Here is a 14,987-nt window from a genome sequence, read left to right as displayed (position 1 = left end):
AAGATCATTTGCCCACGCCTGCCCGTCTATATGGGCTATCCTGATAATGGCGGAAAACCCGCGAAAAACGCGGACAACCCTTTTGCCGGGAGGGAACGGTTTTCTTTACCGCAGAGAACGCAGAGGGTTTTAAAGCCCGTTCTACTGTAGAAAATCATTACTTTATACTCATTATCCCATGCAAATTATTTTAAACGGAAAAGAATACCAATTGAACGGACCGGTCTCGATCGAAGATTTGTTAAAAGATCTGGGGCATGATGGTAGCCGTTTGGTGGTGGAGTTGAACTCAACAATCATTAACAAAGAGCTTTATTCTGCGACCGTGCTGAAAGAGGGCGATTCCCTGGAGATGGTCCGGCTGGTGGGCGGGGGATGATCCGGTGAAAGCAAAATGAGGGGCAGGAGAATCGATGTTGAGAGGATAAGAAGATGAGGAACATTTGATAAGCGCTGAATAGTAGGCAGGCAATTTTTGGCAATGTAATTTCATAATCACAACAGTATTAATAAAAAAAACCAAGAACTAAATCATCTTTGTGCTCTCTGGGTCTTAGTGTGAAAAGAAAATAAATCAATAAATACAGAATTAATATGTTAAAAGATTTAGTGATCGCCGGGCGGCAGATAAAATCACGCCTGTTTCTGGGCACCGGGAAATTCCCCAGCCCGCAGGTGATGGCGGATGCCCTAAAGGCTTCCGGTGCTGAGATCGTCACCGTGGCCCTGCGCCGGGTGGAGTTCGACAACCCCCAGGATGACATCATCGCCCACATCGACCAGAAAAGATACCTGCTGCTTCCCAACACCTCCGGGGCCCGCGACGCCGAAGAAGCGGTCCGCATTGCCCGGCTGGCCCGGGCGGCCTCCGGCTGGAACTGGCTGAAACTGGAGGTTACCCCAGACCCCAATTACCTTCTGCCCGATCCGGTGGAGACGCTGAAGGCGGCGGAGATCCTGCTCAAGGAAGGCTTCATCGTGCTGCCCTACATCAATGCCGACCCGGTGCTGGCCAAGCGCCTGCAGGAGGCGGGCTGTGCGGCGGTGATGCCGCTGGGCTCGCCCATCGGCTCCGGGCGGGGGATCAAGACCGCCGACCAGATCCGGATCATCATCGCCCAGGCCACGGTGCCGGTGGTGGTGGACGCCGGGCTGGGCCTGCCCTCCCACATCTGCCAGGCCTTTGAGCTGGGGGCCGATGCCGTCTTGGTCAACACCGCGGTGGCGGTGGCCCAGGATCCGGTGAAGATGGCCCAGGCCTTCAAGCTGGCGGTGGAGGCATCCCTGGCCGGGATAGCGGCCGGGCCGATGACCGAAGGCGATGCCGCTTCTGCCTCCAGCCCATTGACCGGATTCTTAAGATGACCCCGTTTTATGAAACAATAAGATCTTTGGACGGCTCCCGGATAAAAACCGATCCCCAGAATGCCACCACCGGACAGGTCAAGGCCCTTATGGGTTCGATCAGCTCCGGGGACATTCCAACTCCCGGGGATATCGCGATCCTGACCTCTCCGGCCGCCGCCGAAGTTCTGGAGCCGATGGCCCAACTGGCCCAGGCCATCACCGCCAGAAGATTTGGAAAGACCATCCAGATGTACGCCCCGTTGTACATCTCCAACCACTGCAGCAATTCCTGCGTCTACTGCGGGTTCAATGTTCACAACAAGATCAACCGCCGGACCTCGGGCCGGGAAGAGATCCTGTCGGAGGCCAGGCTGTTAAGAAATAAGCACATATCCCAGCTTTTGCTGGTCAGCGGGGAATGTCCCAGCCAGGTCGGCGTGGAAATGCTGGAAGGCATCGCCGGGGATCTCAAGGGAATGTTCCCCTCACTATCCATAGAGATATATCCCCTGGATACTCCGGACTACCAGCGGCTTTATGGGGCTGGCATAGACGGGCTGGCCATCTACCAGGAGACCTACGACCAAAATATTTATTCCACGGTACACCCGGCCGGGCCCAAGCGCGATTATCAATACCGGCTGGGCGCCCCGGAGCGGGGCGCGGCCGCGGGCTTCCGGCAGATCGGCCTGGGGTCGCTGCTGGGCCTGAACGACTGGCGGGTGGAGTCATATTACCTGGCGCACCACGCCGCCTACCTGATGAAGCATCACTGGAAAAGCCAGGTCTCGATCTCCTTCCCCCGCCTGAGGCCGGCGGCCGGGGGGTACAGCCCGGAGTTCCCCATCAGCGACCGGGAACTGGTGCAGATGATCTGCGCCTTCCGGCTGATGCTGCCCGATGCCGGGCTGGTGCTGTCCACCCGGGAGCCGGCCCATTTGCGGGACAGCCTGATCGGGCTGGGCATCACCAGGATGAGCGCCGGATCCAAGACCGCGCCGGGCGGGTATCTCGACAAGCTCGATAACAACCTGGGTGGGCAGGGGCAGGCCGCCGAGGGGCAGTTCAATGTGTTCGACGACCGGCCGGTGGAGGCGGTGGCTCAGAGCATCCGGAACAAGGGTTACGATACGGTGTGGAAGGACTGGGACCAGGGGTTCGAAGAACAACCTTAAGAAATAAATCTTTTTCATGCGATAGCTAAGAAATGTCACTCACTGATAACAGCGATAGACAGTAACCTCATAAATTCAGGGGATAGCTTTCAATGGACTTGCCAAAATCCCAAAAACAATCAATAAGAGGAAAAATGGCCAGGAGGATATTATTATCAATTCCGCTGTTTGCCATTTTTAGCAGCAACTTGCAGGCCGAAACCGTTTTCAAAAGATGCTTTTCAGGACAAATAGCAATGGCAGATATTCCAGGGAATAAAACTCAAAACGGATCAAATATGAAAGACATTTCAGACATCGCCCCCGTTCTCCAAGATCTTTTGGATCAAAAAAATTATTTTGGACTCAGAACCGCTTTGATCCAGAATAAAGCCGCTTTAGACAAGAGCACATGTCTTTTTTATCATGCCTTGGTGGAAAATGCCTTTTTAAATCCCCGGAAATCAAATGATGAAATTAAATATTTATTGCACAACCATAGGTCCGAACTAACGGATTCAATGATCGCCAAAATTCTGCTTATCAAGGAAGACAACCATGCCAAATTATTCCAATATAAACAGGCAGGAGAAACGGCTGAATTGCTGGTCAGATCATATGCTCACGTATTAGATAGCGGTCAGGTAGCCGACGAAGAAAATAACATGAAGACTTGGATCCCGCTATCCAACATTCCCGGCCAAACAATCAAGATAGGCGAAACCTCGCAAATACCCCTTAGCAAGGACAAAGCCGGTTTGGCGAATGTCCCGGTCTCCGTCCATGGCAGGGAATGCAATTTTATTGTCGATACTGGGGCGGATCTTTGCGTTCTAAGAAAAGGTTTAGCGGAAAAATTGAAACTCAGGAAAATCGAGACCTCGGTTTCCGTCAAGGGATCGACCGGGAAAGAGAACAAAACCGAACTGATGATCGCCGACAGCATCAAAATCGGCAAGATCACCGTCAAAAATGTTGTTTTTCTGGTCTTGCCTGACGATAAGCTGTCTTTTCCCCAGATAAATTACCAGATCAACGGCATAATCGGTTTTCCAGTCATCCGGCAGTTGAAAGAACTGCATTTTTCAAAGGATGGCAATCTGACAATACCCCGGAGAACAGTAAGAAAAAAATTGAAAAATATGGCGCTATGCGGGGCGAAATCCATTATAAATATTGTCGCCGGAAAGGATACGATATATTGCCTTTTGGATACCGGTGCGAACGCCTCGGAATTGTATAAAAAATATTATTGCGAACATGACAAAGATGTTGAAAAAAACGGGGCGCCGGATTCCCTGAAGTATTCGGCCCTGGGTGAAACGAAAACGCGGAAAACATATAAGTTGAAGGAGTTTCCCATTTCGGTAGGAGGCAAAACGGCAATTTTGCCGTCAATAGATGTGTATACGGAAGATCTGCGTTCTGATCGTAAAATGTTCTATGGTTCTATAGGACAAGATTATATAGGCTTATTCGATGAGATGATCCTCAATTACGAAAGCATGTATATCGAGTTCAATTGAGAGCAAGCATATTTTACAGATACAAAAATGAAAAATAAAAACCAACGGATAGAAGCTTTTAACCAAATTGACCTCTATCCGGTCACCGACCAAGAGTTGTCTTTGGGGCGTTCCAATTTAGATATATTGGACGGCCTGATCGCCGGGGGCGCCAGGATAGTCCAGCTGAGGGAAAAACACCTCTCCAAAAAAGACTTTTATCCCTTGGCCCAGGCCTTCCGTGAAAAGACAACCAAAGCCGGGATGCTACTGATCATCAACGACCATCTGGACATCGCCCTGGCCTGCGGGGCGGACGGGGTGCATCTGGGGCAGGACGACCTGCCGCTGTCCGCCGCAAAGAAGCTGGCCCCCCATCTGCTGATAGGCGTTTCCACCCACAACCTGGAAGAGGCCCTGGAGGCCCAGGAGCAGGGGGCCGATTACCTGAACATCGGGCCGATATTCGCCACCCAGACCAAGGAGGTTTCCATGGAACCGCTGGGCCCGGGGGCAATCAAAAAAATAATCCCGCAGATCAATATTCCCATTACGGTGATGGGCGGCATCAATTCATCGAACATCGAACAGGTCCTGAAGGCGGGCGCCAGGAGGATAGCGGTGGTAAGCGCCGTCACCAAGGCGGGAAACATCCAACAGGTGGTCCGTGAACTGCGGAAAGCCATAAATCAGTCTGAATCCTTTGGTTGACTTTTGGCATCAAATATAATAGAATCCCCAATATCATAATATTTTCTTTGGAGAGTAGATGTACAGCGAAAAGGTGATGGACCATTTCATGAATCCCCGCAACATGGGGGAGATCGAGAACCCCGACGGGGTGGGGATGGTGGGGAACCCGGTGTGCGGAGACATGATGAAGATCATGCTGAAGATAGAAAAGGATGTCATCACCGACGTCAAGTTCAAGACCTTCGGCTGCGGGGCGGCCATCGCCACCTCCAGCATGGCCACCGAGCTGGTCAAGGGCAAGACCCTGACCGAGGCCCTGGAGGTGTCCAACAAGGCGGTGGCCGAGGCCCTGGACGGCCTGCCCCCGGTGAAGATGCACTGCTCGGTGCTGGCCGAGGACGGGGTGAGGGCGGCCATCAACGATTACCTGGTCAAGAACGGCCGGCCGGGGCTGGAGCTGAAGCAAGGCGGGCAGGAACACGGCCACGGCGAGCATGAAGAAGGGCACTGAATCCCGATATTGAATAAAAAGCCCCCTGCAAATGCAGGGGGTTTTTTATTGCTGAAATTTTATTTCAACAGTACCATCTTCCTGGTCAAATCGACATCGCCGGCGTTGAGACGATAGAAATACACCCCGGCCGAGACCGGCCGGCCGGAATTATCCCGGCCGTTCCAGGCGATGTTATAATAACCCGGAAGCTGTTTGGCGTCCACCAGGGTCCTCACCAGCTGGCCGGAGATGTTGTAGACGTTGAGCCTAACCGGGCTCTGGGACGGCAGCTGGTATTTTATGGCGGTCTGGCCCCGGAAGGGGTTGGGCCGGTTCTGGTCCAGGGCGAATATCCCGACGGCCATCTCACCCGGCGCACCGGCAACTCCGCTGGGGAAGGGCTTCACTTTCAGATAAACGTCATCCACCAGCCAGCCGAAGGCGTTGGAGGCGGCGTCAGATTGCAGACGCATCCGGAACAGGATGCTGTCGTTGGTCCCCTTGGCCGAGAATATAGGGTTCAGTTCCACGCTGTCCAGGGCCCAGGAGGTGGTCAGAGAGGTCCTGGATTTGAGGGGCATCCAGGATGACCCGTCTTTGGAGGCTTCAATGAAGATGGAATCTCCCGGAGTGGTGCTGATGATGCCCTTGACCCAGAGATAGAGCTTCACCCAATTGTTGTTGTCGGCATAGGCATCCAGATTATAACCGTATTCCGGTTTCAGCTGCAAAATGATCTGGGCGCTGTTGGGATAAACTCCCGTTCCGGTCCTCATGCAATTGGGGGCGGAATGGGGCTGGGTAAGGTAGGTCCTCCAGGGGTTGGTGCCGGCCAGGGTGTCGAACACCGCCAGCATCGACGGGCTGTCGAAGTTGGTCACCAGCACCGAATCCACCATCAGGAACGAGTGATAATCGCTGGCCGGGCTGCGCCCGACGTTGCGCTGGCCGGAGGTGTCCACCGCCGTAAGGTAATAATTGAGCGTGTCCCCGGTGTAGATGTGGGCCGGCAGGGTGATGTTGCCGGAGAAGTCGCTGCCGGACGAAACCATCATGACCGGGGGGTATTCCGAGCCGGAATTTATTTTGTAGTGAATATAGCTGGAATCCGGAAACACCCCGTAATTATCGGTGATGACGGCTTCAACCCGGTAGGGGCCGGACAGGTTGATGGTGTTGGCCAGCGGGGTGTGGCTGATGGCCGGGGCGTAGGGATCCGGCCCGGCATAGAAGGAGTAGTAATTATAAGGGGCCCCGCCGGGCAGGGTCTTGGCAAGACCGTTGCTGTTGACCGCATAGACGAAGTAATCCAGCTGGTTGCCGCTGTGGGCCGGGATCGACCCCTGATACAGGCCGCCGCCCAGGTCGGCCATCAGGGTCCGGTTGGCGAAAGGCAGGGTGCCGTCGTCGTCCCAGTACAGGTAGACCTGGGCCACCCCGGCGCTGGAGGTCACATTGACCTGCACGATGTAGGGGGACAGGGTATCCTCGGTGTCGGTCAGCGGGGTGTGGGCTATCTGGATATCACCCATGAACCATTTTATTATCCGGTCCATGACGGTGTCCCGGACCGTTCCCGAAGTGATGGCCTCGAAGCCAAATCCGGTGTAGACCACCTTATGGGCCCCGGAATATTTTATCCCGGCCTGACCCGAGGGGAAGCCCGAATAGCTCAGGACCACATCGGCCCCGGCCTGGGGTGTGAAGTAATCGTAATACTGGTTGGTGGTGATGTAGGGCTGGAGGATGGAGAAGGCCAGCCCGTCACCGACGGGATCGCTGGCCGTTCCCACTATCGAAGAAATCCCACTGTGGTCGCCGCCGTAGGTGGCATGCAGGTAGTCCTGATAGAAGGACAGGGCTTCGGGGCTGTACTGCTCGCCGGTGGGATCAGCCAGGTCCCAGCCGATATCCTGCCCGGACAGGTATAAATTGCCCCCGTTGTCCAGATAGGTTCGCAATGCCGCTCGGTCCATGGAATCCAGGGAGGGGAAGGTCCATTCACACAGCCAGATGACGGTATTATAGGAATTCAACAGGGCGGTGTCGGGGGCGCTTTTTTGGGAATGGTCGTAATGGTCGTAAAAATATCCCAGCTGAGAGATGGAGTTGGTGTAGAAATCATCCACGTTGCGGGCCCCGGTGTCGTCGTCCACCAGCAGGATGGGGGAGCGCTCGATCTGGACGTAGAAGGTGTCGGTGCGGTTCTGGGCATCGGCCGAGATGTCCACGGTGAACATGGCCCAGTGGGGCAGGGCGGTGTTGTCCACCGTGAAATCGAAGCTGGTTACCGTGCCGGTCAATCCGCCGTTGATGTCACCATAGCTGGCCGAAGCGGTTGTGATCTGCACCGCATAATCGTCGCTGTGTATGATGGCACTGACATTGGCGGCATCGCCCCACCAATTCTTCAGGGACAGGGAAAGTCCCACTGCCTCTCCGGCTTCGGCGATGCCGTTGCCGCCGTCGCTGACCTGGTGGGAATGGTATTTAACCAGCGGGACCGGGGTGATGGTCAGGGCCTTATAGGCGTTTATCCTCCCGGTGCCCAGTAGGCCGGCATATGAGGGATTCAAAGCATCGATGTTATCGGTGGTCATGATCAGCTGGGTGGCCACCTGGGTATTGTTCCAGGTGGGATTGTTGGCCCAGATCAGGCCGGCCACCCCGGCCGCCACCGGGCTGGCCATGGAGGTGCCGTCCCAGGAGGCATAGCTGTTGAAATAGGCCGTGCTCAGGATGGCCGAGCCGGGGGCCGAGACATCGATCGTGGTGCCGTAATTCGAAAAAGAGGATTTTAGATCCGCAGAGGTGGTGGCGGCCACCGAAACAACATTGGCGTAAGCCGAAGGATAGTGAGGGTCCGAGACATTATCGTTGCCGGCGGCGCAGATCAACACCGATCCGCCCTCCCAGGCGTAGTTGACTATGTCCTGGGCGAACTGGCTGTAGCCCGAGCCGCCCCAGCTGCAGTTGATGGCCTTGGCCCCGTTGTCGGCCGCATAGACTATACCATCGTAGCCGAAATAAATGTAAGACTTGCCGCCGGTGGCGGTGTAATCATTATCGTAGCTGCATTTGATGGCCATGGGTCTGCAATTCCAGCCGATGCCGGCCACCCCGACCCCATTATTGGTCACAGCCGAAACATCACCGGCCACATGGGTGCCGTGGTCGTTATTGCTGTCGTAAACGTTTGGATCATTGTCTCCGTCCGGATAGGTAACGGCGATATCCGGCCCGGCGAAATCCCAGCCCCGGACGTCGTCAACAAAGCCGTTCATGTCGTTGTCAAGGGAGTCAATGTCGCCGCCGGAGCCGACCGGGAAGTTGTCAAATATTCCGTTGTGATTGATATCCTCTATCGGATTGATCCAGATATTGGCCGCCAGGTCGGGGTGTGTCACCTGGACCCCGCAGTCCACGATGCCGATCCAGACGGCGGTGTCCCCTTTTGAGATGTCCCAGGCATCGGGCGCCTGGATCTTGCTCAGGAACCACTGGCTGGCGAATGAAGGATCGTTGGGGGTGGTGGTCTCCATCTTATAACCGTAACGCGGCTCGGCGTATTCCACCTGGCCGGTCTTCACCAGGTCGCGGCACAGCTGGAGAATGTCGGTCTGTTTTGAGACATTGGCCTGGCAGATATTGGCCAGCGAACGACCCAAAGGTGTCTTGGCCCTTTCCTTGGTCTTGAAAAGCTGGTTTACCCCTTGCCCGCCGGAGCTGTTCAGGATCCCGTCAACCGCCGCATTACCGGTGGAGATCCCCTTGGAGTCCATAGCCGGCTGGGCCTTCAGTTTGAATATCACCACCCCGGGAAGGTAAACCTGCTGGCCGGCGCTGCCGGGCCTTTCGGCCAGACTGACGGAGATGAAAGAAGCCGTCAGGAGCAGGACTGCAAACGCAAGGTACTTTTTCATATATCACCCTTTCTGTTATTGATTGTACGATTTTCGCACCAGGCCTAATGTTACTACCGAAGGCCGGCTTTGTCAATATCATATCGCAGGTAAAATAAGCCCGAACCCTTGACAAAGAGGCAAAAGTAATATAAAGTTATACCAATATATTCAAACTGACTTAGGGGTCCAACTATGAATCATAGAACCATCAGATCACTGGCCGCCCTGATCCTGGCAATTTCAGCCACCGCGGCCTTGGCCGGGCAATGGGTCCCGCTGGCCGCCGACAGCCATCCCGGGCGGACGGTGGGATTATCAGGCGCCGGCCCGGACGCCATCACGCTGGATGTGACCCTGCCGGGGCTGGATATCTCAGAGGCAAAAACCAAGGATGGGGCATATATCCTGCTCTCCGTTCCGGACCAGGGATATAACACCGAGCCGGGCCATCCCAAATTGCCGGTGGTCTCCGAATGGGTGGAGATCCCGCAGGGAGCCAGGGTAGAGGCCTTTCTGGAGGTGATCGCTGAACAGAGCTTCAATCTTAAGGACAAGGGCTTTGACAAAAAGATCATGCCGGTCCAGCTGCCGGTGCCCAAGATGCCGGGAGCGGAGGAGAAGGTTCCCTTCAGAATCGATCAAACCGTATATTCCAACAACGAATTTTACGGCAAAGCCCAGGTCACGCTATCCCAGCCGGTTCAGATGCGGGGACACCGGGCGGTGTTGGTCAGTTTCTGGCCGGTGGCCTACAATCCGGTCAGCGGCGATATCAAGGTGATAACCAAGGCCCGGATAATCCTGAAGCTTTCGGGTTCCGATATTGCCCGGACCCGGAAGATGGCAACCAGATACCGGTCGGCGGCATACGACAGCCCATTGTCATCGACCTTGATCAATTACGGCACATACGAATCTTCCGCCAAAGCCGTCCCGGCCCTGCCCATCAACCAGCTGATCATCGTGGGCGATGAATATTATGACGCTTTGACGCCTCTGGTTGAATGGGACACCCGGAAGGGGTATCGGGTATTCGTTACCAGGACCTCGGAGATCCCGGGCGGGGCAGACACCGCCAGCATCCGCCAGTATATCAAAAGCCAGTACGACGGGGAGAACCCGCCGGATTTCGTCCTGCTGGTGGGCGATGTGGATGTCATCCCGGCCCATATAACGACGTCGGTGGGCAACCCAATATCGGATCTTTATTATTCCACGATGTCGGGGTCAGATTATCTGCCGGATCTTTATGTCAGTAGGATTTCGGTGGCCGATACCACCCAGTTGTATAACTACATTGTCAAATACCTAGGATACCAGCAGGGGTCCTGGACCGGCGACCGCTCCTGGATGCAGAAGGCATTTTTTACTGCTTCAAACGATAATTACGCTATAACAGAGGGAACGGATAATTATTGCATAGCCTTGAGCCGGGCGCACGGTATTGTATGTGACTCGGCTTACCAGCGTTTGGGCGGTTCCACCGTTGATATCACGAATGCTTTTAATGATGGGACCACAATCATGACCTATACCGGTCATGGAAATTACGATCTGTGGGCTTCGCCAGCCTTTTATCAAAGTAATGTTAATGCGCTTACCAATGAAAATATGTATACCTTCATCACCAGCTTTGCCTGTCTGACCGGTGATTATAATGTCGGTGAATGTTTTGCCGAGACCTGGATTCGTGTTGCTAATAAAGGGGCTGTAGCGTTTTTTGGTTCCTCTGAGGAATCATATTGGGATGAAGACGATATTCTGCAAAAGTATTTATATAATACGTTCTTGGATAGCGGATATGCGTGGATAGGCGGGATGATAGTAAAATCAAAATTGGATTATTTCCGCTATTGGGGGAATATTCCAACGACCAAGAGATATTTTGAGATGTACAATATCCTGGGCAGCGGCGCCATCGACCTGTACACCCGGCAGCCCCTGGCCCTGACCGTCAGCCACCCGGCCACGGTGACGCTGGGTCCGGCCACGGTGAATGTCAATGTAACGGCCGGGGCCGCGGTGCAGAACGCCCTGGTCTGCCTGACCTATAAATCAAGCGGAGCCATCCTGGCCTCGGGCTACAGCGATGCCTCGGGCAATGCATCGCTCGATATCGTGACCACCAGCATCGACAGTATCGGGGTGGTGGTGACCGCCCACAACTGTGCTCCGTATGCCGGGCAGATCAATGTTTCGGTGACCGGCCCCTGTGTGTTGCACTACAAACACACCGTCGATGATCCGGCCGGCAACGGCGACGGTGAGGCAAATCCCGGGGAATCTATGATCATGCCCCTATGGGTGAAAAATTACGGCAGCACCATATCCACCGGCACGGTCAAGGGCATCTTGAGGACCACCGGCAGCCAGGCCGCCGTCACCGACAGCTTCTATAATTTCGGTCTGGTGTACTCCGGGGATTCGGTCCAGTACGCTGCGGGATACAAGTTCACCGTCTCGCCGGCCTGCACCAACGGGGCCGTGATCCCCTTCACCCTGGAATGCCATGATACCGAGAACAGCTGGACCACAAATTTCTCGGTGAAGGTCTCGGCCCCCAAGCTGTGGTACAGCACCTACTGCATAATCGACCCGGCCCCGGCCAACAACAACGGCTTTGCCGAGCCCGGGGAGACCGACAGCCTGAGGGTATTTCTTAAGAACAAAGGGCTGCAAACGGCAGACAATGTCACGGCCATTCTGTCCAGCAGTGATCCGTATCTGACCATAGTGAGCGACAGCTCAGGCTACGGAAACATACAGCCCGACAGCGCGGGCGGGTCGGTCATCCCCTATCTGCTGACCTTCGGAACCCCGCCGCAAAATCCGTATTATGCCCGGCTCCGGCTCCAGATGAAAACCCTGGGAGGTGCAGTGGTGCAATACGACAGTTTTATGCTGGCCATTGCCAGTCCCGGCTTCTATGACAACGTGGAGGACAGCATTCTGACCAACCGATACCAGGCCGGTGATCTGTGGCATACCACCGAGTACACCTCCTACAGCCCGACCACCTGCTGGCGCTGCGGGGTGGGGGATGATCAAAATTACCTTGACAATATGAACTCATCTCTGATCACCCCCGAGTTCGCAGTGGGCTCCCAGGCCACGGTATCGTTCTGGCATAAGTATGTCATCGAAAATGGATATGATTACGGCTTTCTGGAATACAGCACCGACGGAGGCTCCAGTTGGGCCGAGCTGGCCAGCTATACCGGAAACTTGAGCACCTGGACCCAGGCCTCCTATGATATAAACGGGATCCCACTGGGTTCCCGGGTGATGCTGAGGTTCCGCTTCACATCCGATTATTCCCTGAATTACAGCGGCTGGCATATAGATGATATCTCGGTGACCACCCCCGCCGGAGTGGCCGTCCGTCCGGAGGAGCCTAAGCTTTCAGGGGTCTTAAGGCTTAACCGCAGCCATCCCAACCCCATGCGATCCAATGCCGTGATATCATACCAAATACCCAGCAAATCACCGATCACCCTGACGGTCTACAATATCCTGGGGCAAACTATCAGAATGCTGGATTCCGGGGAAAAAGCTCCCGGCCTATACCAGGTCAATTGGGATGGCCGGGACAGCCGGGGAAACAGCATGGCTTCGGGCATCTATTTCTACCGGCTGACGGCCGGAACGGTCACCTTGACCCAGAAGCTGATACTGGTAAGATGATTAAGATCCTTATAAGTTATAAAGTTTAGCTCATTTGCTGATATTTTACTTGACAAGAACCGCTGATCTATGCTATGGTCTATAATGTTATCGCTCAAATATTGAACCTAGCGATTGTTTTTGTTTTATGGGTCTAAAGGAAAAAACACAACTTACCATAGTATTTATCCCCCACCACGGGGGCAATACTGTAAGCGTCAGGGTGCCCCAATGGCTTCTGGTATGCCTGGGGTGCTTTGGGATATTCCTTTTATTGGGTCTGGGCATGGTAACCACCGGCTATGTCAATAAGTTCGTCGATGTCTCAATGCTGCAGAAGCTGCAGATGGAAAACCGCATACTAAGGACCAAGCTGAACGAATTTGCGGCAAGATCGGCCGATCTGCAGGAACAGATAGCGTTGTTCGTTGATTTTGACTCCAAGGTCAGGATGATGTCCGGACTCCGGATCATAGATCCAGACATCCGGCAGGTGGGCATCGGGGGCGACAGGCAGGAGGAGCTTCCCGAAGGGGTTTCGGTGAAGACCGGCTCTTCCATCAGGGAGGTGGAGGATGATCTGGGCCGGCTTATCAGGGAGGCCAAACTGCAGAACGAGAGTTTTCAGGAGCTGACAGCCGCTCTTGAGCAGCAGCAGCAAAAGTGGAACCATATGCCATCCATTCAGCCCACCCCCGGATGGATCATCAGCGATTTCGGCTACCGGCGGGATCCCCTGACCGGCGAAATGAGGATGCACGAAGGGGTGGATATTGCCGCTCCGGCCGGGACCATCATAACCGCTCCGGCCGACGGGGTGGTCAAATCGGTAGGCTCCCGGGGCAATTACGGACTATGCCTGGAAGTGGACCACGGCTACGGGATAACGACCCGGTTCGCCCATTGTTCGCTGATCAGGGCCAGCCAGGGCTCCAAGGTGTCGCGGGGCCAGGTCATCGCCCTGGTAGGGTCCACCGGCAGGACCACCGGACCCCATCTGCACTATGAGGTGCTTTCCAACGGCAAGGCCAATGACCCGGCCAATTATATCCTTTCCGCCCGGATGTTCTGAGGGCAATGAAATTTTAAAGGCCAGGATAGTTCCTGGCCTTTTTTAATTGGATCAACGATCATTCAGATATCCTCTGCCGGATAGGGATGGCTTTGGGGGAAATCCTGGCGGGATAATTTACGCATCAGTTCGGAGGCCCGGTTCAGCCGGTCAAGTTTCGGACCGCCGGGCCGGGCTTGGATGAAAGAATGCACCGTGAAGCTCAAATATTTTCCTTGGCTGTCAAGTTCCGCCCACAGCAGCGGGGCATAGCCGGACTCCCCGCTCAAGTTCATGCCGCCATAGGTGCAAAAATTCCCCAGGCTGTAGGCTATCAGCCGGTCCCGATAGATCTCCAGGGCCCGGGGGACATGGGGCCCGTGGCCGATTATCATATCCGCCCCCCGATCAATGGCGTCATGAGAGAATTTTATAAGGCGCCCCCGCGGCTCGTTCAAGTATTTCTCTGGGGCGTCCTTGATATGCAGGGCGGCCTTCCCCTCCCCGCCGCCATGGATCGAGACGATCAGTATATCGTAAATTCTGGCCAGGGAATCGATCTCGCTAAGCGCTTCTTCGGGATGGACGATGGAGCGGGGAGGCGCCCCGGCGGCCAGGGCGATCACCCCGACGGAAACTCCCTTTAGGTTGAATTCGGCGACAGCGCCCTCCTTGCCGGTGAACTGTATCCCGGAGGCCTCCAGCGATTTTCGAGTGGAGAGGCTGCCGCCGGACCCAAAATCATTGGCATGATTGTTGGCCAGGGACATCACGTCGAAACCGGCCCGGGCCAGATTGTCAGCGAAAGACGTCGGGGTGCGAAAGACGTAGGCCCTGCCCTTTTTTGCCACCTTGGCCGGTTTGCCGGAATCGCACAACGGCCCCTCCAGATTGCCGAAGGCCAGGTCGGCTTTTTCAAGGATCTCCCGGCAGTCGTCGAACAAGCGCCGGCCATCCTCCGGCGGCAGCAGCGGGGCCGGGTAGCAGCTGCCCATCATGATATCGCCCACCGCGGCGATGGTGAAGCTGCCGTTGGGCGATGAATCCGGCCAGGCCGGGCCATCGATCATCAGGCCCATTGCGGCGGTATCCGCGGACGGCAGGATGACGGCCACGGTATCCGGGCCGGTGGTAACGGCCCGGTCCAGACGGACGGTGCCGCAGGCCGGCAGCATT

At 55.3% G+C, this 14,987-nt stretch carries 10 protein-coding genes; 8 read left to right on the top strand and 2 right to left on the bottom strand.

Annotated elements, in window-relative coordinates; all coding sequences use genetic code 11:
* Positions 1-178 precede the first annotated feature (178 nt).
* From A2273_01895 to A2273_01870, 6 genes are all read left to right on the top strand, one after another.
* Positions 179-379, top strand: coding sequence for a thiamine biosynthesis protein ThiS (locus tag A2273_01895; GenBank protein OGF07248.1), 201 nt, complete (start codon positions 179-181; stop codon positions 377-379).
* Between the two features lie 215 nt (positions 380-594).
* Positions 595-1,365, top strand: coding sequence for a thiazole synthase (locus A2273_01890; GenBank protein OGF07247.1), 771 nt, complete (start codon positions 595-597; stop codon positions 1,363-1,365).
* Complete coding sequence (locus A2273_01885; protein OGF07246.1) at positions 1,362-2,522, top strand: thiamine biosynthesis protein ThiH; 1,161 nt, start codon at positions 1,362-1,364, stop codon at positions 2,520-2,522. The genes A2273_01890 and A2273_01885 overlap by 4 nt, the downstream gene beginning before the upstream one ends.
* Before the next feature lie 134 nt (positions 2,523-2,656).
* Positions 2,657-4,027 carry a hypothetical protein gene (locus A2273_01880; protein OGF07245.1) on the top strand — a complete coding sequence of 457 codons (1,371 nt, stop codon included), beginning with the start codon at positions 2,657-2,659 and terminating at the stop codon, positions 4,025-4,027.
* Between the two features lie 27 nt (positions 4,028-4,054).
* Positions 4,055-4,717 (top strand): thiamine-phosphate diphosphorylase, encoded by a 663-nt coding sequence (locus A2273_01875; protein OGF07244.1) that lies wholly within the window; start codon positions 4,055-4,057, stop codon positions 4,715-4,717.
* Between the two features lie 58 nt (positions 4,718-4,775).
* A complete protein-coding gene (locus tag A2273_01870) occupies positions 4,776-5,210 on the top strand; it encodes a Fe-S cluster assembly scaffold protein NifU (protein ID OGF07243.1) in 435 nt (144 codons plus the stop codon).
* A gap of 59 nt (positions 5,211-5,269) precedes the next feature.
* Here A2273_01870 and A2273_01865 read toward each other — a convergent pair whose 3' ends face one another.
* Complete coding sequence (locus A2273_01865; GenBank protein ID OGF07242.1) at positions 5,270-9,115, bottom strand: hypothetical protein; 3,846 nt, start codon at positions 9,113-9,115, stop codon at positions 5,270-5,272.
* A gap of 174 nt (positions 9,116-9,289) precedes the next feature.
* On the opposite strand from A2273_01865, the gene A2273_01860 reads away from it, so the two are divergent.
* A complete protein-coding gene (locus tag A2273_01860) occupies positions 9,290-12,781 on the top strand; it encodes a hypothetical protein (protein ID OGF07241.1) in 3,492 nt (1,163 codons plus the stop codon).
* 253 nt (positions 12,782-13,034) lie between these two features.
* A complete protein-coding gene (locus A2273_01855) occupies positions 13,035-13,832 on the top strand; it encodes a hypothetical protein (protein OGF07240.1) in 798 nt (265 codons plus the stop codon).
* Positions 13,833-13,894: 62 nt separating this feature from the next.
* Here A2273_01855 and A2273_01850 read toward each other — a convergent pair whose 3' ends face one another.
* Positions 13,895-14,809: a capsule biosynthesis protein CapA gene (locus tag A2273_01850; GenBank protein OGF07992.1), complete on the bottom strand. Its 915-nt coding sequence runs from the start codon at positions 14,807-14,809 to the stop codon at positions 13,895-13,897.
* Positions 14,810-14,987: the final 178 nt, after the last annotated feature.

The sequence above is a fragment of the Candidatus Edwardsbacteria bacterium RifOxyA12_full_54_48 genome, assembly GCA_001777915.1.
Lineage (GTDB): Bacteria > Edwardsbacteria > AC1 > AC1 > EtOH8 > UBA2226.
This window is presented reverse-complemented; position numbering and strand designations above follow the sequence as displayed.

Coding starts and splice junctions, on each gene's coding strand:
- A2273_01895 (OGF07248.1), top strand. CDS start 179: ATGCAAATTATTTTAAACGGAAAAGAATACCAATTGAACGGACCGGTC.
- A2273_01890 (OGF07247.1), top strand. CDS start 595: ATGTTAAAAGATTTAGTGATCGCCGGGCGGCAGATAAAATCACGCCTG.
- A2273_01885 (OGF07246.1), top strand. CDS start 1,362: ATGACCCCGTTTTATGAAACAATAAGATCTTTGGACGGCTCCCGGATA.
- A2273_01880 (OGF07245.1), top strand. CDS start 2,657: ATGGCCAGGAGGATATTATTATCAATTCCGCTGTTTGCCATTTTTAGC.
- A2273_01875 (OGF07244.1), top strand. CDS start 4,055: ATGAAAAATAAAAACCAACGGATAGAAGCTTTTAACCAAATTGACCTC.
- A2273_01870 (OGF07243.1), top strand. CDS start 4,776: ATGTACAGCGAAAAGGTGATGGACCATTTCATGAATCCCCGCAACATG.
- A2273_01865 (OGF07242.1), bottom strand. CDS start 9,115: ATGAAAAAGTACCTTGCGTTTGCAGTCCTGCTCCTGACGGCTTCTTTC.
- A2273_01860 (OGF07241.1), top strand. CDS start 9,290: ATGAATCATAGAACCATCAGATCACTGGCCGCCCTGATCCTGGCAATT.
- A2273_01850 (OGF07992.1), bottom strand. CDS start 14,809: ATGATGGGCAGCTGCTACCCGGCCCCGCTGCTGCCGCCGGAGGATGGC.